The organism is Salinisphaera sp. C84B14 (assembly GCF_040361435.1).
GTDB lineage: Bacteria > Pseudomonadota > Gammaproteobacteria > Nevskiales > Salinisphaeraceae > Salinisphaera.
Window position 1 is genome coordinate 32,309 of record NZ_APNL01000008.1, and the last position, 17,791, is coordinate 50,099.

18 protein-coding genes are annotated in these 17,791 nt (G+C 64.9%); 13 read left to right on the forward strand and 5 right to left on the reverse strand.

What is annotated here, in order from left to right; genetic code table 11:
- The first annotated feature begins 13 nt into the window (after positions 1–13).
- From pyrG to truD, 5 genes are read left to right on the forward strand one after another with little or no spacing between them, the layout of a single operon-like run.
- Positions 14–1,669: a CTP synthase gene (gene pyrG / locus C84B14_RS08510; RefSeq protein ID WP_348765563.1), complete on the forward strand. Its 1,656-nt coding sequence runs from the start codon at positions 14–16 to the stop codon at positions 1,667–1,669.
- Between the two features lie 5 nt (positions 1,670–1,674).
- Positions 1,675–2,517, forward strand: coding sequence for a 3-deoxy-8-phosphooctulonate synthase (kdsA, locus tag C84B14_RS08515; RefSeq protein ID WP_353223567.1), 843 nt, complete (start codon positions 1,675–1,677; stop codon positions 2,515–2,517).
- A gap of 24 nt (positions 2,518–2,541) precedes the next feature.
- Complete coding sequence (gene eno / locus C84B14_RS08520) at positions 2,542–3,825, forward strand: phosphopyruvate hydratase (RefSeq protein ID WP_353223328.1); 1,284 nt, start codon at positions 2,542–2,544, stop codon at positions 3,823–3,825.
- A 27-nt stretch (positions 3,826–3,852) separates the two neighbouring features.
- The gene (locus C84B14_RS08525; RefSeq protein WP_353223330.1) at positions 3,853–4,323 is read left to right on the forward strand and encodes a septum formation initiator family protein; all 471 of its coding nucleotides are present in this window, start codon (positions 3,853–3,855) and stop codon (positions 4,321–4,323) included.
- The gene (truD, locus tag C84B14_RS08530) at positions 4,320–5,381 is read left to right on the forward strand and encodes a tRNA pseudouridine(13) synthase TruD (protein ID WP_353223332.1); all 1,062 of its coding nucleotides are present in this window, start codon (positions 4,320–4,322) and stop codon (positions 5,379–5,381) included. Before C84B14_RS08525 ends, truD begins: the two co-directional genes overlap by 4 nt.
- 91 nt (positions 5,382–5,472) lie before the next feature.
- Here truD and C84B14_RS08535 read toward each other — a convergent pair whose 3' ends face one another.
- Complete coding sequence (locus tag C84B14_RS08535) at positions 5,473–6,054, reverse strand: DJ-1/PfpI family protein (RefSeq protein WP_502949902.1); 582 nt, start codon at positions 6,052–6,054, stop codon at positions 5,473–5,475.
- A gap of 5 nt (positions 6,055–6,059) precedes the next feature.
- Positions 6,060–6,638: a Smr/MutS family protein gene (locus C84B14_RS08540; RefSeq protein ID WP_353223335.1), complete on the reverse strand. Its 579-nt coding sequence runs from the start codon at positions 6,636–6,638 to the stop codon at positions 6,060–6,062.
- Between the two features lie 103 nt (positions 6,639–6,741).
- Between C84B14_RS08540 and surE the strand changes: the two genes are divergently transcribed.
- The 8 genes from surE to recJ all read left to right on the forward strand — a co-directional run bounded on the left by surE (position 6,742) and on the right by recJ (position 15,798).
- Complete coding sequence (surE, locus tag C84B14_RS08545) at positions 6,742–7,491, forward strand: 5'/3'-nucleotidase SurE (RefSeq protein ID WP_353223337.1); 750 nt, start codon at positions 6,742–6,744, stop codon at positions 7,489–7,491.
- 178 nt (positions 7,492–7,669) lie between these two features.
- The gene (locus C84B14_RS08550) at positions 7,670–8,320 is read left to right on the forward strand and encodes a protein-L-isoaspartate(D-aspartate) O-methyltransferase (protein ID WP_353223339.1); all 651 of its coding nucleotides are present in this window, start codon (positions 7,670–7,672) and stop codon (positions 8,318–8,320) included.
- 25 nt (positions 8,321–8,345) lie between these two features.
- Positions 8,346–8,921 (forward strand): YqaA family protein, encoded by a 576-nt coding sequence (locus C84B14_RS08555; RefSeq protein ID WP_353223341.1) that lies wholly within the window; start codon positions 8,346–8,348, stop codon positions 8,919–8,921.
- Positions 8,918–9,838, forward strand: a complete 921-nt coding sequence (locus C84B14_RS08560; RefSeq protein WP_353223342.1) for a peptidoglycan DD-metalloendopeptidase family protein — start codon at positions 8,918–8,920, stop codon at positions 9,836–9,838. Before C84B14_RS08555 ends, C84B14_RS08560 begins: the two co-directional genes overlap by 4 nt.
- A 208-nt stretch (positions 9,839–10,046) precedes the next feature.
- The gene (gene alaC / locus C84B14_RS08565; RefSeq protein ID WP_348765553.1) at positions 10,047–11,258 is read left to right on the forward strand and encodes an alanine transaminase; all 1,212 of its coding nucleotides are present in this window, start codon (positions 10,047–10,049) and stop codon (positions 11,256–11,258) included.
- A 34-nt stretch (positions 11,259–11,292) separates the two neighbouring features.
- On the forward strand, positions 11,293–12,606 hold the full coding sequence (locus C84B14_RS08570; RefSeq protein WP_353223345.1) for a homoserine dehydrogenase: 1,314 nt from the start codon (positions 11,293–11,295) through the stop codon (positions 12,604–12,606).
- Positions 12,607–12,622: 16 nt separating this feature from the next.
- On the forward strand, positions 12,623–14,011 hold the full coding sequence (gene thrC / locus C84B14_RS08575; RefSeq protein ID WP_353223346.1) for a threonine synthase: 1,389 nt from the start codon (positions 12,623–12,625) through the stop codon (positions 14,009–14,011).
- A 47-nt stretch (positions 14,012–14,058) separates the two neighbouring features.
- Positions 14,059–15,798 (forward strand): single-stranded-DNA-specific exonuclease RecJ, encoded by a 1,740-nt coding sequence (gene recJ, locus C84B14_RS08580; protein WP_353223348.1) that lies wholly within the window; start codon positions 14,059–14,061, stop codon positions 15,796–15,798.
- A 25-nt stretch (positions 15,799–15,823) separates the two neighbouring features.
- On the opposite strand, the gene C84B14_RS08585 is transcribed toward recJ, so the two are convergent.
- The 3 genes from C84B14_RS08585 to C84B14_RS08595 are packed head-to-tail and all read right to left on the reverse strand — an operon-like array spanning position 15,824 to position 17,781.
- Positions 15,824–16,111, reverse strand: coding sequence for a hypothetical protein (locus C84B14_RS08585; RefSeq protein ID WP_353223350.1), 288 nt, complete (start codon positions 16,109–16,111; stop codon positions 15,824–15,826).
- A 58-nt stretch (positions 16,112–16,169) separates the two neighbouring features.
- On the reverse strand, positions 16,170–16,490 hold the full coding sequence (locus C84B14_RS08590) for a non-heme iron oxygenase ferredoxin subunit (protein ID WP_353223352.1): 321 nt from the start codon (positions 16,488–16,490) through the stop codon (positions 16,170–16,172).
- Positions 16,491–16,530: 40 nt separating this feature from the next.
- On the reverse strand, positions 16,531–17,781 hold the full coding sequence (locus C84B14_RS08595) for a cysteine desulfurase (RefSeq protein ID WP_353223354.1): 1,251 nt from the start codon (positions 17,779–17,781) through the stop codon (positions 16,531–16,533).
- Positions 17,782–17,791 lie beyond the last annotated feature (10 nt).

Below are 17,791 nucleotides of genomic sequence, written 5' to 3' on the forward strand. Positions count from 1 at the left end.
GTCTTGGATCGCGATGGCAGGCGACGCGGCGGGCACCCGCTATATTTTCGTGACCGGCGGGGTGGTGTCCTCGCTCGGTAAAGGCATCGCGGCAGCGTCGCTCGGCGCACTGCTTGAATCAAGGGGCCAGCGCGTCTCGGTGATCAAGCTCGATCCGTATCTCAACGTGGACGCGGGCACCATGAGCCCGTTCCAGCACGGCGAGGTCTATGTCACCCGCGACGGGGCCGAAACCGACCTCGATCTGGGCCACTACGAGCGCTTTCTGAAGACGCGCACCTCGCGGCTGTCGAATTTCACCACGGGCCAGATCTACAACAACGTCATCAACAAGGAGCGCCGCGGCGACTACCTGGGTGGCACGGTTCAGGTCATCCCGCACATCACCGACGAGATCAAGCGCTGCATTCTCGAAGGCGGCGAGGGCGCGGACATCTGCCTGGTGGAGATCGGCGGTACGGTCGGCGATATCGAATCGCTGCCGTTTCTCGAGGCGATCCGCCAGTTCGCTGTCGAATTGGGCCATGACCGGGTGCTGTTCATGCATCTCACACTGGTGCCCTATATCGCCTCCAGCGGCGAGATGAAGACCAAGCCCACCCAGCATTCGGCCAAGGAACTGCGTTCGATCGGTATCCAGCCGGATATCCTGCTGTGTCGCGTGGACCGCCCGCTGCCGGAGAACGAGCGCCGCAAGATCGCGTTGTTCACCAACGTCTCCGAGCGCGCTGTCATTGCCTGTATCGACGTGGACGACATCTACAAGATGCCCGGCCTGCTGCAGGCGCAGTCGCTGGACGCGCTGGTGCTGGAACACTTCGATATTTCCGCACCGAGCGCGGATCTGTCGAACTGGGCCAAGCTGGTCGAGGCCCGCCGCACCCAGGATGTCACCGTCAAGGTGGCCATGGTCGGCAAGTACGTCGATCTGGCCGATGCCTACAAGTCGGTCAACGAGGCGCTCTCCCATGCCGGGCTGCATACCAGCACCCGGGTGGATATCCACTATCTGGACTCGGAGACGGTCGAACGCGATGGCGGCGACTGCCTGGCCGGCATGGATGCGATCCTGGTGCCCGGCGGCTTCGGCGAACGCGGCATCGAAGGCAAGATAACCGCCGCGCGCTATGCCCGAACCCACGGAATTCCGTATTTCGGTATCTGCCTGGGCATGCAGGTGGCCTGTATCGAGTTCGCGCGCGAAATCGCGGGCCTTGAAGGCGCGCACAGCACCGAGTTCATGGCCGAGCCGGCGCATCCGGTAATAGCCCTGGTGACCGAATGGCACGATCTGGCTGGCGAGGTGCAAAAGCGCCACGCCAACGTCGATCTCGGCGGCACCATGCGCCTGGGCGAACAGCGCTGCGATCTGGTTGCCGACACGCTGGCCGCGCGCTGCTACGACGCGACCGAGGTATTCGAGCGTCATCGCCATCGCTACGAGTTCAACAACCGCTACCGGGACGTGCTGGCCGAGAAAGGGCTGGTGTTTTCCGGCATATCCGCCGAAGACAATCTGGTCGAGATCGTGGAGCTGCCCGATCATCCCTGGTTTCTCGGCTGCCAGTTCCATCCCGAGTTCACCTCCACGCCGCGTGCCGGGCACCCGTTGTTCATTGGCTTCATCGCCGCCGCCCGCGCCCATAGCACGGCGGGCGCCGACGCCTGATGGCAATGCAGCTTTGCGGTTTCGAGGTCGGCATGGACCGGCCGCTGTTCCTGATTGCCGGGCCGGACAGCCTGGAATCGCCCGGCATGGTCATGGACGTGGCCGGCCATCTGGCCGAGCTGTGCCGTGAGCTGGGCATCGGCTATATCTTCAAGGGTTCGTTCGACAAGGCCAACCGCAGTTCCGGCGACAGCTATCGCGGCCCGGGCATCGAGGCCGGGCTGGACATGCTGGCCGCGGTCAAGCGCGAGATCGGCGTGCCGGTGACCACCGATGTGCACGTCGAAGACCAGATCGAGCAGGTGGCGGCGGTGGTGGATTTGCTGCAGACGCCGGCCTTTCTCTGTCGCCAGACCGACTTTATCCAAGCGGTCGCGGCCAGCGGCACGCCGGTGAATATCAAGAAGGGCCAGTTTCTTTCTCCGGCCGAAATGAACGGTGTAGTGGCCAAGGCGCGCGCGGCCGGCGGCGAGCAGATCATGGTCTGCGAGCGCGGCTATGCATTTGGCTACAACAACTTGGTTGCGGATATGCGCAGCCTTGCCATCATGCGCGCTACGAACTGCCCGGTGGTGTTCGATGCCACCCATTCGGTACAGCTACCGGGCGGCCAGGGCAGCCGCTCGGGCGGCGCCCGCGAACAGATTCCGGTATTGTCGCGCTCTGCCGTGGCCGCCGGAATTTCCGGTTTGTTCATGGAAACGCATCCGGACCCCGACAACGCCCTGTGCGATGGGCCCAATTCTTGGCCGCTGGCGCATATGCGCGAGCTGCTGGAGACGCTGGTCGAGCTCGACGGCGTGGTCAAACGCCGCGGCACGATCGAGTCGACGCTCGTCCAACCTTAAACGAAACGCGAAAGCAGTATTCCTATGTCGAAGATCAAGCAGATTCGTGGATATCAGGTCATCGATTCGCGCGGCAACCCGACGGTCGCCGCCCGTGTGACGCTGGAAACCGGTGCCGTGGGTACCGCGATGGTGCCCTCGGGCGCGTCCACCGGCAGCCTCGAGGCGGTCGAATTGCGCGACGGCGACGGTGATCGCTTCCTGGGCAAGGGCGTGACCCGGGCCGTGGCGAATATCAACGGTGAGATCGCCAAGAAGCTCAAGGGCTTCGAAGCCGATGACCAGGCCGGCCTCGACAAGACGCTGATCGAACTCGACGGCACCGACAACAAGGGTCGGCTTGGCGCGAACGCGCTGCTGGGCGTGTCGCTTGCCGTGGCCCATGCCGCGGCCAACGACAACAAACAGGGCCTGTACGACTTTCTTGGCCACGACGACGCCGTGAACCTGCCGGTGCCGATGATGAACGTCATCAACGGCGGCGCGCATGCCAACAACAACGTCGACATGCAGGAATTCATGATCGTGCCTGCCGGCGCGCCGAGTTTTTCAGAAGCCATGCGCTGCGGTGCCGAGATCTTCCAGCATCTCAAGAAGCTGCTGGGCGAACGGGGTCTGGCCACGGCCGTGGGCGACGAAGGCGGTTTTGCGCCCGACCTGCCCTCGAATGCGGCAGCGCTGGATACGCTCGTCGAAGCCATCGAACGCGCCGGCTACCAGCCCGGCGGCGATGTCTGGCTCGGCCTCGACGCGGCCAGCACCGAGTTCTGCGAAAACGGGCGCTACAAGCTGGCCTCGGAAAACGCCGACTACGACGCCGCCGGCTTCGTGGATTATCTGGCCGGCCTGGTCGACAAGTACCCGATCATCACCATCGAAGACGGCATGGCCGAGGACGACTGGGACGGTTGGGCACTGCTGACCGAGCGCCTGGGCGACCGGGTGCAGCTGGTCGGCGACGACCTGTTCGTGACCAACACGCGCATCCTGCAGAAAGGCATCGAGGAAGGCATTGCCAACTCGATTCTGATCAAGCCCAACCAGATCGGCACGCTCACCGAAACGCTGCGCGCCATCGACGTGGCCACCCGCGCAGAGTACACGGCCGTCGTGTCGCATCGCTCCGGCGAAACCGAGGATTCCACCATCGCCGATCTGGCCGTGGCCACCTCGGCGACCCAGATCAAGACCGGCTCGTTGTCGCGTTCCGACCGTGTCGCCAAGTACAACCGCCTGCTCATGATCGAGGCCGAGCTGGGCGCACGGGCGGTATATCCCGGGCGCCGCGCATTCAATGTCGGATTCTAGGCGCGCGGCGCTACGAGTTATCCGGCCATGCATGACTGGCGTCGCGACGTGAGCACGATGCGCGCTGAGATCGGCAGTCGTCTGGCGCGCCTGAGTACCGATCTGTCGGGCGCTAGACAGGCCCGCCCCCCGCGCTACAATCGGCGTATGTACCGCGCCGTCATTATCGTGCTTGTGCTCGTGCTCGCCGCGCTGCAATACCGGCTGTGGGTGGCCGACGGCGGCTGGGCGGAAGTGCATCGGCTCAGCGAAATGAAGCAGGAGCTGGCCGCCGCCAACGAGCGCAACCAGGTTCGTAACGACGCCCTGCAGGCCGAGGTGGACGATCTCAAGTCCGGCGAGAGCGCCACCGAAGGGCGAGCGCGTTCCGATATGGGCATGATTCGACGCGACGAGGAGTTCTTTCTGACCATCGCGCCGCCGGGCCCGACGCCGCCCAAGACGCGGGATAAGCAGCAGGGCAACGCCCAGAACGACGACGGATCCGACGACCAATGACGTTGATCCACGGCGACGCGGTCGATATGTCCGCGTTCGCCTACGCGCGGGGTGCTGCGCCCGATGTACGGGCCCGCCTGCGCTCATCTCCGGCCGATTTTTTCGTCGACGAAGACTGCGATATCGCGCTGTCGGGCAGCGGCGAACATCTGTGGTGTCGTATCGAGAAGACCGGGCTGAACACCCAGGACGCCGTGCAGGCGCTGTCGCGTGCCACGGGCGTGCATCCGCGCCAGATCGGATTTGCCGGCATGAAGGACCGGGTCGCGGTCACGCGCCAGTGGCTGTCCATCGCCTGGCCGATCGCCCGCGATCTGCCCGAGCTGGGCGGTATCGACGGTATCGAGGTGCTCGAAATGGGCCGGCACGAGCGCAAGCTCAAACGCGGCGCCCATCGCGGCAATTATTTCGTGCTGCGCCTGCGCGGGCTTGAAGGTGATCGTGACAGCCTCGAGGCCGATCTCGCCGATATTCGTGCCCGCGGCGTACCCAACTACTTCGGTGCCCAGCGTTTCGGCCACGGCGGTCACAACCTCGGCCTGTCGCGGGCGCTGTTCGCGGGCAAGCGCTTGTCGCGCAACCGCCGCGGTTTTGCGCTCTCGGCCGCGCGTTCGCTGCTGTTCAATGCGGTCGTCGATGCGCGCGTTCGCGAGGGCAGCTGGAATACGCTGATCGACGGCGAAGCGGTGATGCTCGACGGCAGTCACAGCGTGTTCTCTCTGGCCGACACCGATCAGCACGACGATGCGCTCGAACAACGGCTGGCACGGTTTGATATCCATCCCAGCGGGCCGATGGCCGGACGGGGCGGCAACGACGTCATCAGCGGCCGGGCGCAAGCGCTCGAGCAGGCGGTGCTCGCGGAATACGCCGATCTGGTGGCCGGGCTCGAACGCTGCGATGTCGATGCGGGGCGCCGCGCGCTGCGCCTTGCGGTACCGTCGTTCGATTGGCAGTTCGAGGATGACGCAACGCTGGTGCTGTCGTTCTGGTTGCCGCCCGGTGCGTTCGCGACCAGCGTGCTGCGCGAGTTCGTGGAAACCACCGAAGAGGGCTGACGCGGACCCGGAGCGACGCCGTCGCGATCATCGTGGCCATGTCCGATCGCATTCAGCGACGACCGTCAAAGCACGGCGGAGTGACTGCTTGCTAACCGGGGTCGTCGATCCAGCGGTATTCCATCTGCTCTGCGGTCCGCTCGGCCAGCTCGCGGCCAGCCAGTTCGGCCAGCAGATAAAGGCTCATGTCGATACCCGCCGATATGCCGCCAGAACTCACATAGCGGCCGTCGCGCACCCAGCGCCGATGGCGTTCGACCGTGAGGGTGTCAAAGCGCGCGGCGAGGGCGCTTTGATCTTCCCAATGCGTGGTCACCCGGCGTCCGTCGAGCAACCCGGCGCCGGCCAGCAGAAACACGCCGGTGCACACGCTCGCCACAATCTGTGCGGGCTCGGCGGCGGCGCGCAGCGCCAACAGGGTGTCCGAGCAGGACAGGGCGCGCTCGTGTTCACCGCCGGCTACGATCAGCACATCCAGCGCGCTGGTCACGCCGATGACCTCGTCGGGCAGTACGCGCAAGCCGCCGCGTGCCGTGACCACGCCCGGGCCGGACGCCAGCAGGCGCGGCTGCAGGTCCATAGGGCCGATTCGACTAGCGGTGGAGAACACCTCGTACGGCCCGCTGAAATCGAGCACTTCGGCGCCGTCGTAGATATAGATACCGATCTGCATGCGAGTCATGCGCGCCGCAGAAGCACGTAGACCGCGCCGGTGCCGCCGTCGTTCTCGCGTGCCGAGCAATAGGCCAGTACCTCGTTGCGCTGGCGCAGCCAGTGCGCGACCTTGACCTTGAGCACCGGGCCGCGGTTGCCGGAGCGCAGTCCCTTGCCGTGGACCACGCGCACACAGCGATAGCCACGATCGAGCGCTTCACGCAGGAAGACCGCCAGGCACTGGCGGGCGACGTCCACGATCATGCCGTGCAGGTCGAGTTCTGCCTGGCAGCGATACTGGCCGCGCCGCAGCTTGCGCATCACCGCAAGCTGTACGCCTTCGCGGCGGTGAAACAGATCGTCGCCGGTTTCGATATCGTCGCCGGGCGAGAAATCGAGCAGTTCGCCGATCACGGCCTGGTCGTCGGCTTCGCGCATGGCAGGCCGGGCCGAAGGCATATGCCGCCAGGGGCGACGTCGTTGCCCCTTCGCCACTTCGGTCACCGGGCCGACCGCGTCGCGAAACAGGGCGCTGTCGTCGTCGCTGATCTGCGTATCGCGATCGGCGGATGCGCGGTTTTGAGAACGGGAGCGGTCGGCCATACCGGCGATTCACTCAAGCAGGAAAGCCTCGATTTAGGCTATGCTAGCGAGCCTGCGGCGCGCTTGCACGCGTCGATAACCTCGCTTTCCATCGAATCCTTGCATGCGATTACTGCTGAGTAACGATGACGGCTGTCACGCGCCTGGGCTGACTGCCCTGCGCGGCGCCCTCGCCAAGATCTGTGACGACATGGTTACGGTCGCGCCGGACCGCAACCGCAGCGGGGCGAGCAACTCGCTCACGCTGGAACGTCCGCTGCGCGTGAACCAGGTGGCCGAAAACGTGTATGCCGTCGACGGCACCCCGACCGACTGCGTACACCTGGCAACGACCGGCCTGTTCGAGCAAGAAGCGGACATGGTGGTTTCCGGCATCAACCACGGCGCCAATCTCGGCGACGACGTGCTCTACTCGGGTACCGTGGCGGCGGCCACCGAAGGGCGTTCTCTTGGTTTGCCGGCGGTGGCGATCTCGCTCGTGGGCGAAAACCCGCGCCATTTCGATACCGCGGCAAGGGTGGCGGTATCGGTGGTCAAACTGCTTATCGACCAGCCGTTGCCCAACGACACGATCCTCAACGTGAACGTGCCCGATCTGGCCTACGAAGAGCTGGCCGGCTTTGCCGCGACCCGACTGGGCAACCGGCATCGCGCCGAGCGACTGGTCGAGGACAGCGATCCGCGCGGGCGTCCGATATTCTGGATCGGCCGTGCCGGCGGCGAGGCCGATGCCGGCCCGGGCACCGATTTTCATGCCATCAGCTGCGGCCAGGTGTCGATCACGCCGATACAGATCGATCTGACCCGCCACGACGCGCTCGGCGCCCTGGGTGACTGGGTGGGGCGGCTTTGACCGGACCGGTATCATCGAAGCCTTCAGTCCGGGCTCGGCGCGGCGGGGGCGAACAGCGACCGACGCGCAGCCGGACCGGCGTGCAGGCGTTCGTCGGGGACGCTTGTCGGGGTTCACACGCAGCGCTTGCATGACTAGATTCGGGCTTCCAAAACATCCCCACGTTCGTGGCTTCGGTATGGCCTCGGGGCGTAGCCGCGCGCGCCTTATCGAACGCCTGCGCGAGTTGGGGATCGATAACGAAAGCGTGTTGACGGCGATGGAAACCGTGCCGCGTCACCAGTTTGTCGACGAGGCCATGAGCAGTCGTGCCTACGACGATACGGCCTTGCCGATCGGCTACGGCCAGACGATTTCGCAACCCTATATCGTCGCCCAGATGACCTCGCTGCTGATCGCCGGCGGGGTGCCCGACAACGTGCTCGAGATCGGCACCGGCAGCGGCTATCAGGCCGCCGTGCTGGCCGAGATTCTGCCCGCGGTCTATACCGTCGAACGCATCGAGCCGCTGTATGAGCGCGCACGGCGACGCTTCGCCGAGCTTGGCTATCGCAACGTGCGCGCACGCCTGGCACGCGAGGGCATGCTGGGACTGCCCGATTACGGGCCCTTCGCGGCGATCGTGGTCACCGCCGGCGCCGAGACGCTGCCCACCTCGCTCTACGAACAGCTTGCCGACGGCGGGCGCATGATCGTGCCGGTCGGCCCGAGCGGCGATCAGCGTCTGATCGTGGTCCGTCGCGATGGCGGCTATTTTGAACAGCAGGCGCTGGATGCGGTCAGTTTCGTACCGCTGATCGAGCAGCGCAGCGATGAACCCAGCCATTAATAGCCGTTAGGGGACGTTCCCACCGATGTTTCGCCGTCTTTACGACTGGGTCGTACGTGCCTCCGGCCACCGCCGGGCACCGTCGATTCTGGCACTGCTTGCGTTCGCGGAATCTTCGTTCTTTCCGATCCCGCCGGACGTGATGCTGGCGCCGATGACGCTGGCACGCCCCGAACGCGCCTGGCGCTTTGCCGCGATCACCACCGTCGCCTCGGTGCTCGGCGGTATGCTCGGCTACTGGATCGGGGCGTTGTTTCTGGACGCGTTGCTGCCCTGGCTCAAGGAGCTGGGCTATTATTCGGCCTATAGCACCGCGCGCGACTGGTTCGAAACCTACGGCTTCTGGGCGGTATTGCTGGCGGGCGTTTCGCCGATACCGTACAAGGTGTTCACCGTGGCCGCGGGCGCCGTGGCGATGCCGTTCCTGCCGTTCATGGCCGGCTCCATCGTCGGCCGCGGCGTTCGCTTTTTTCTGGTGGCCGGGCTGGTACGCTCTCTCGGACCGGTTTTCGAGCAGCGCCTGCTCAAATATATCGATTGGATCGGATGGGCTATCGTCGCCGTCATCGTTGTCGTAATCGCCGTACTGCAGCTGCGATGAAGCGCCTGGCACTGGTGCTGCTGGTCGCGGTCGCGCTCGCCGGCTGCTCTTTGCGCACGGCGATGCGCCCGGATACGTATACCGTACGCCGTGGCGATACCCTCTCGAAGATCGCGGCCACTTACGGCATGGACTGGCGCGACCTCGCGCGCTGGAACAACCTGCGTTCGCCTTACATAATCGAAGTAGGCCAGCAGCTGTCGCTCGACCCGTATCCGCCGCTGGATTATTCGCGTGCGAGCCGGCCCACGCGCGGCCCGCAGGCAGCCGCACCGCCGGCGCCGAGACAGCCCCGGGTCGCGCGCGCGCCGCAGGACTCCCGTGCCGCCCAGGAGGCAGCCATCCAGGCTTCGACACCGCAGCTCACGCGTACGATCGAGCCTTCCGGTTCGCCGTCCCGCGGTACGACACCGAGCGCGCCGCCTAGACCTGCGCCCGCGCCGGCCGAAACGGTCGCCGAGGAAGCCAACGTGGCCGCCGAGGCCGAAATCAACGAGGCAAGCCGTGAATCCGCCGCCCAGCCCACGCGTACCGGCGGGCCGACCGAGGACGGCTGGCAGTGGCCGGCCAGCGGGTCGATCATCCGCGGCTATGCGGCCCAGCGTACGCGCCAGGGCATCGATATCGGCGGTCGCGAGGGCTCGCCGGTATACGCGGCGTCCAGCGGCCGGGTTGTCTATAACGGGACCGGCCTGAAGGGCTACGGCAAGCTCATCATCATCAAGCACGATGAAGAGTATCTGTCGGCCTACGGTTTCACCCGCAACACGCGGGTATCCCAGGGCCAGGACGTAGCCGCAGGCATGCATATCGCCGACATGGGCCTGGGTCCGCAGAATCGGCCGATGCTGCATTTCGAAATCCGCCGCGATGGCCGCCCGATCGACCCCGCAAGCGTGTTGCCGAACGCCGACTAGCGCGGCGACCGGCAGCGCCCGATGCACCGGGCTCGTAGCGTGTGTCGAACCGCGGGTGCGGCAATATGTCCGCGGAGCGTGGTAGAAGCCGCCGCCAGGGCCGGCCGATCGGTAGTCGCCTTACCGCGATTCTGGCAAACTGCCGCGTCTTGTCTTGTTCCTCTGTATGAGTCACCGAGTCCGACACGGCTCCCGAACCCGATCGATCATGTCAAATCCGTCGCCCAAATCTGAATTCGCGCGAATCAAGCGCTTGCCGCCGTATGTGTTCGGCATCATCGGCGAACTCAAGCAGGCGGCACGAGCGCGGGGTGAGGACATCATCGACTTCGGCATGGGCAATCCCGATCAGCCCACGCCGGAGCACATCGTCAAAAAGCTCACGGACGCGGCCCAGCGACCCGACACGCATCGCTATTCCGTCTCGAAGGGCGTGCCGCGCCTGCGGCTGGCCATCTGCGACTGGTACAAGCGCAAGTTCGATGTCGATCTGGACCCGGCCAGCGAAGCGATTGTGACCATGGGCTCGAAAGAGGGGCTGGCGCATCTCATGCTCGCCATTCTCGAGCATGGCGATCAGGTGCTGGTGCCCAATCCGGCCTATCCGATCCATCCTTACGGCGCGGTGATTGCCGGCGCCGACGTGCGCCACGTACGCATGATGCCCGACTCCGATTTCTTCGCCGAACTCGAGCGCGCGATCAAGGAGTCCTGGCCGCGGCCGAAGATGATGCTGCTCAATTTCCCGGCCAATCCGACCACCCAGTGCGTGGAACTCGAGTTCTTCGAGCGCTGCGTGGAGATGGCGCGCGAATACGATCTGTGGATCGTGCAGGATCTGGCATACGCCGACCTATGCTTCGACGGCTACGAAGCGCCGTCGATTCTGCAGGTGCCGGGGGCCAAGGACGTGGCCGTGGAGTGCTATACGCTCTCCAAGAGCTACAACATGCCGGGCTGGCGCGTGGGCTTCATGTGCGGCAACCCGACCCTGATCGCCGCACTGGCACGCATGAAGTCGTATCTCGACTACGGCATGTTCACGCCGGTGCAGGTCGCCGCGATCGCCGCGCTCAACGGCCCGCAGGATTGCGTGACCGAAATCCGCGACATGTATCAGAAGCGCCGCGACGTGCTCTGCGACGGCCTCAACGATATTGGCTGGCAGGTCGATCGGCCCAAGGCGACGATGTTCGTCTGGGCGCCGATCCCCGAGCCGTATCTGGAAATGGGGTCGCTGGAGTTCACCAAGAAGCTGCTGGCCGATGCCGAGGTTGCAGTCTCGCCGGGCATCGGCTTTGGCGAATACGGCGATACGCATGTGCGCTTCGGTCTGATCGAAAACGAACAGCGCACGCGTCAGGCGCTGCGCAACATCAAGCGCATGTTCAAGCGCGACGGGCTGATCGACAGCCTGTAGCCGCGCTGCGCGCGAATACAACCAGGAGACGACAGTGCAACCGGTCAACGTGGGACTACTCGGGCTCGGCACCGTGGGTGCGGGCGCGGTCAATCTGCTCGAACGCAACGGCGTGGAAATCACCCGTCGTGCCGGGCGCGAGATTCGCGTGGTGCGCGCCGCGGTACGCAACCCCGACAAGCCGCGCGAGTGCGCGACCACCGGCATCGAGATCGGCACCGACTGCAACGCGGTGGTCACCGATCCGAATATCGACGTGGTCATCGAACTGATCGGCGGCGATACCGAGGCCTACGATCTGGTCATGGCCGCGATTGCCAACGGCAAGCACGTGGTCACCGCCAACAAGCATCTGATCGCGCTGCACGGCAACGAGATCTTCGCCGCGGCCGACGAAGCCGGGGTGGTGGTGTCCTTCGAAGCCGCGGTGGCCGGCGGCATACCCATCATCAAGGCCATGCGCGAAAGCCTGGCGGCCAACCATATCGAATGGGTGGCCGGCATCATCAACGGCACCGGCAACTTCATTCTCAGCCAGATGATCTTCGAAGATCAGAGCTTCGAGGATGCGCTGGCCGACGCCCAGCGCCTGGGTTTTGCCGAGGCTGATCCCACCTTCGACGTGGAAGGCATCGACGCGGCCCACAAGCTGGCCATCATCGGCGCCATCGCGTTCGGCATCCCGCTGTCGTTCGACAAGATCTTTACCCAGGGCATTCGCGATATCGACAGCATGGATATCGAGTATTGCGCGGAGCTGGGCTACCGCATCAAGCATCTCGGCATTGCACGGCGCGCGGAGAAGGGCGTGGAGCTTCGTGTACACCCGACGCTGGTGTCGCAAAAGGCGTTGCTGGCCAACGTCGAAGGCGAAAAGAACGCGATCATGGTCTATGGCGACTCCGTGGGCCCGACCGTGTACTACGGCGCGGGCGCCGGCGCCGGGCCGACCGCGTCGTCGGTGGTCGCCGACCTGATCGACACCGTACGGATCATGAGCATCGACCCGAAAGGGCGGGTGCCGCATCTGGCCTTCCAGCCCGACCAGCTCACCGAAGAGCCGATCGTGGGCAGCGACGACTTCGTCTGCGGGCATTATTTCCGGGTTCAGGTCGCCGACCAGATCGGCGTCATGGCCGAAATCACCCGTGCGCTGGCCGATCAGCAGATCGGCATCGAAGCGATCCTGCAGAAAGATCCGCCCACCGAGGAAGACGACGCCCACGTGATGATCGTCACCAAGGCAGCGCGCGAGAGCAATCTGTTGAAGGTGCTCGACCATATCCGGTCGTTGCCGTATGTGCGCGAGGGCATCGTGCACATGCGCGTGGCCCAGTTCGAAGATTAACGGGCCGAGCCAGCACATGAGATATATCAGCACCCGGGGCAAGGCGCCTGCGCTGAGTTTCGAAGAGGTCGTGCTCACCGGCCTCGCGAGCGACGGCGGCCTGTATGTGCCCGAGCATATGCCCACCTTTTCGCACGACGAGCTGGCGGCCATGGCTGGGCTGCCGTACAGCGAAATCGCCTTTCGGGTGATGAAGCCGTTCGTCGGCGGCGAAGTCGACGACGAGACTTTTCGTCGCCTGATCGACGAAACCTATGCCACCTTCAAGCACGACGCGGTCGTGCCGCTCAAGCAGCTGTCGCACAACCACTATCTGCTCGAGCTGTTTCATGGGCCGACGCTCGCTTTCAAGGATGTGGCCCTGCAGCTGCTGGGCCGGCTGCTCGATCACTTCCTGGCCAAGCGCGACCAGAAAGGCGTGATCATGGGGGCGACCTCGGGCGATACCGGCTCGGCCGCGATCGAGGGCTGTCGCCACTGCGACAATCTGGACATATTCATTCTGCATCCGCACGAGCGCGTGTCCGCGGTACAGCGGCGGCAGATGACCACGGTGCTGGCCGATAACGTCCACAACATCGCCATCGAAGGCAACTTCGACGATGCCCAGGCCATGGTCAAGGCAAGCTTCGCCGATCAGGGCTTTTTGCAGGGCACCCAGCTGATCGCGGTCAATTCCATCAACTGGGCCCGGATCATGGCCCAGATCGTGTACTACGTGGCCTCGGCGGTGGCTGTGGGCGCGCCGCACCGCGAAGTCAGCTTCTGTGTGCCTTCGGCCAACTTCGGCAACCTGTTTGCCGGTTACATGGCCAAACGCATGGGCCTGCCGGTCAAGCAGTTCGTGATCGCGACCAACGCCAACGACATCCTGCATCGCACCCTCACCGACAACGACTTCTCCAAGACCGAGCTCAAGCCCACGCTGGCCCCGTCCATGGATATCGTCGTGTCTTCTAACTTCGAACGGCTGTTGTTCGAGGCCTATGGTCGTGACGGACAGGCGGTGGCCGATCTGATGGCCCGTTTTGCCGATTCCCCGACGTCGCTGCACGAGGCGCCGCTGGCCGAACTGCGCAAGCTGTTCGCCAGCCATAGCGTGGACGACGACACCATTCTGGAAGTCATTCGTGAGGCCTTTGAGCATACCGGCGAGCTGCTGGACCCGCATACCGCCACCGGCTATCGCGCGGCCCAGCGTGCCCGCGCCGACGAAACCACGCCCATGATCACCCTGGCCACCGCGCATCCTGCGAAGTTCGAGGAGGCCGTGGTCAAGGCCGGTTTCAAGGGCGCGCCGCTGCCGGACAATATGCACGACCTGATGACGCGCGAAGAGCGTTACGACGTGCTGCCGGCCGAGCTGAAGGCAGTACAGCGCTACGTGGCCGAACATCGGCACTAGCCAGCGGCGGCAGCGCAGTGCGCTGCATGTCGTGTGGGTGCGCGGCCGTGCTTAAAAAAATCATAAATCGCGACGAACCCTCATCGGCGCGTATCGTCGAACGCCGGGCCGATATCGCGCCGGAACTGGCCGGCGTTGGCCCGCCGCTGTTGCAGCGCCTGTACGCAGGCCGCGGCGTACGCACGGCGGACGAACTCGACTACGGCCTGAAAGGCCTGCCGCATTTTTCCGGCCTGCGCGGTATCGATACGGCGAGCGAACTGGTCGACATGACCATGCAGGGCGGCCATCGCATTGTGGTGGTGGGCGATTTCGATGCCGACGGGGCCACCAGCACGGCGCTGGTCTGCGACGCCCTCGAAGCGATGGGTGCGTCACGCGTATCCTATTTTCTGCCGCATCGCGCGCGCCACGGCTACGGGCTGTCGCCCGCGGTCGTGGAAGCCATCGGCGCGGGCGCGCCGGGCGATTTGATCATTACCGTCGATAACGGCATTGCCAGCATCGCCGGTGTGGCGGCGGCCCAGCGGACCGGGTGGCGGGTACTCGTCTGCGATCATCATCTGCCGGGCGACACGTTGCCCGACGCCGAGGCGATCGTGAATCCCAATCAGCCGGGCTGCGAATTCGTCGGCAAGGCACTCGCCGGCGTGGGCGTGGCTTTTTACCTGATGGCCGCGGTACGTGCGCGCGTGGCGCGTAACGAACCGGAGCGCGCATTGCCGCGGCTGAGCGATTATCTGGATCTGGTGGCGATCGGCACCGTCGCCGACGTTGTACGCCTGGATCATCTCAACCGCATGCTGGTCAGCCAGGGGCTGCGGCGCATTCGTAGTGGCCTGGCCCGGCCCGGCATCGCGGCGCTGATCGAGGTCGCCGGGCGTGATGCCACCCGCCTGAACGCGGCCGATATCGGCTTTGCGGTGGGCCCGCGCCTGAACGCGGCGGGTCGACTCGAAGACATGTCGATCGGGGTGGCCTGTCTGCGGGCGAGGGACGCCGCCAGTGCCCGTGCGACCGCGGGGGAGCTGGCCGCCATCAACCGTCAGCGTCAGAGCGTGCAGCGGCGTATGCAGGGCGAGGCCGACGCCGCCCTGGAAGCGCTCGAGCGCAGTCCGGCAGAGCGTGCGGCGCTGGTGGTACACAGCGACGATTGGCATGAAGGCATCGTCGGATTGATCGCATCCAGGCTGCGCGAGCGCCACGGCCGGCCGGTGGTCGCATTTGCGCCGGGTGCGAACGGCCGGCTCAAGGGCTCGGCGCGCTCGATTACCGGACTGCATATTCGCGATACGTTGGCGGCCGTCGATGCCCGCCACCCGGGTCTGATCGACCAGTTCGGCGGCCATGCCCAGGCCGCCGGGCTGGTGCTTTCGCCGGACGCGGTGGACGCGTTCGAGCAGGCGCTCGAAGCGACCGTGGCACAGCGGCTGACGCCGGACATGCTCAGCCCCGATATCGTTACCGATGGATCGCTAGGCGCAGCAGAACTCGATCTGGAAACCGCGAAGCTGCTGGAGGCGAGCGGTCCCTGGGGCAACGGTTTCGAGGAACCGCTCTTTCACGGCCTGTTCGAAGTCGTATCGCAGCGCATTGTCGGCGAACGCCATCTCAAGCTCGAAGTGCGGCATCCACAGGCCGACCACAGCATCGAAGCGATGGTCTTCAATCAGGCCGATCTACTGGAAACGGGGACGATCTATCGACTGGTGTATCGGTTGGCGGTCAACGTCTTCCGCGAGCGCATGAGCGCCAATCTGATCGTCAACGCGATTCGTGCGGATTGACCGGCGCCACGCGCTAGCCGCGGGCCTAGAGACGCGCCAGCAGCTGCAGTTGGAAAACGAACATGAGCGCGGGCACGCCGATGAGGATGGCGAGCCAGATGAGTATCTGGTCCGAAAAGCGATCAAGAAGCCAGAAGTAGGCCGCAGCCAAGATGAAGGCGACCACACTCTGGATAAGGGCTGCGATCAGCCCGGCATCCTGTAGAGCGATGCCGGTAACGAAGGCGAAAAGGCCCCATAGCCCGGCGAACAAGAAGGGCCGCCCGAACTGGCTGGCCGTCCAGCCGAGAAAGATCAGTACGAGTACGCCCATGACCTGTTGCCCCCGGTAAGCTCGGCCAGATGCCGGCGCCGGGCGCCAGCGGCCGCTCTCAGTCGAAACGATCGTCGCAGACCTGGACCATACCGTCTTCTATGCGCACCGGAAAGGCGTGAACATCCTCGTAGGCGGGCGGTGTGAGCGCCTTGCCGTTCTTGATACAGAACCGGGCACCGTGGCGCGGGCAGATGATTTCATAGCCCTCGACCTCGCCGCTGGCGAGCTCGCCGCCGTCGTGGGTACACATGTCCTCGATGGCGTAATAGCTGCCTTCGCGATAAAACACGGCCACCATCACGTCGTCCACGTCGACGACACGACACTGGCCTTCCTTGAGTTCGCCGTCCTTGGCGACATTCACCCAATCGGTCATGGTTCGCTCTCGTTACTGCTTGTTCGGTCGGTCGTATGTATCAGCCGAAGATACGCTGCACGCTCTCCAGACCCTTGATCAGGGCATCGACGTCGTCGTCGTTATTGTAGCCGGCGAACGATGCCCGGGCTGTGGCCGGCACGCCGAAGCGGGTCATCAAAGGCATGGCGCAGTGATGTCCGGTCCGAATGGCCACGCCCGATTCGTCCAGCAGGGTGCCGATATCGTGGGCATGCACGCCCTCCATCACGAAGGAGATGGTGGCGGCCTTGCCGGGGGCGTTGCCGATGATGCGCAGCCCGTCGATGGCCTGCATGCCGGCGGTGGCGCGTTCCAGCAGGCCGTGTTCGTAGGTGGCCACGGCATCGAGATCCACGTCTTCGAGGTATTCGATGGCGGCGCCGAGCGCGGCCGCACCGGCGATATTGGGGGTGCCGGCTTCGAACTTGTAGGGCAACTCGTTCCAGGTCGTACCCTCGAACGACACCGTTTCGATCATGTCGCCGCCGCCCTGGTAGGGCGGCATGGCATCGAGCAGGGCCTCGCGGCCGTAGAGCACGCCGATACCGGTCGGGCCGAACAGCTTATGGCCGGAAAACACGTAGAAATCCGTGCCAATCGCTTGCACGTCGACGGGCATATGGGCGACGGCCTGGGCACCGTCGATGAGGGTGACGGCGTCGACCGCATGCGCCGCCTCGACCATGTCGGCCGCCGGCAGCACCGTGCCCAGCGCGTTGGACACATGCGCAAACGCGGCGATCGCGGTACGCTCGGACAGATTGTTCTTGAAGGCCTCGAGCGTGATGCTGCCGTCGTCCTCGACCGGGACCACCACGATCTTCGCACCGGTTTGTTCGGCGACCATCTGCCAGGGCACGATGTTCGAATGGTGCTCGAGCTCGGTGAGCAGGATTTCGTCGCCGGCCTTCAGGCGCGGCCGGGCAAAGCACTGGGCGACCAGGTTGATGCCGTCGGTCGTGCCCCGCGTATACACCAGCTCCGAACGGGCGCGTGCATTGATGAAGCGCATGAGCCGATCACGAGCGCCTTCGTACTGGCGCGTGGCCCGCTGGGACAGGGCATGGATGGCGCGATGCACGTTCGCGTTGGCGTGGCGATAGTAGTCGTCGCTCGCCTTGATCACGGCCATCGGTTTCTGCGTGGTCGCCGCGTTGTCCAGATACGACAGCCGCATGCCGCCGTCGAGCGCTTCCGAAAGAATCGGAAAATCGGCGCGAAAACGGGCGGCATCGAATGTGCTATGTCCGGCAGCGTTTGCAATGGCCATGAGTCCTCCG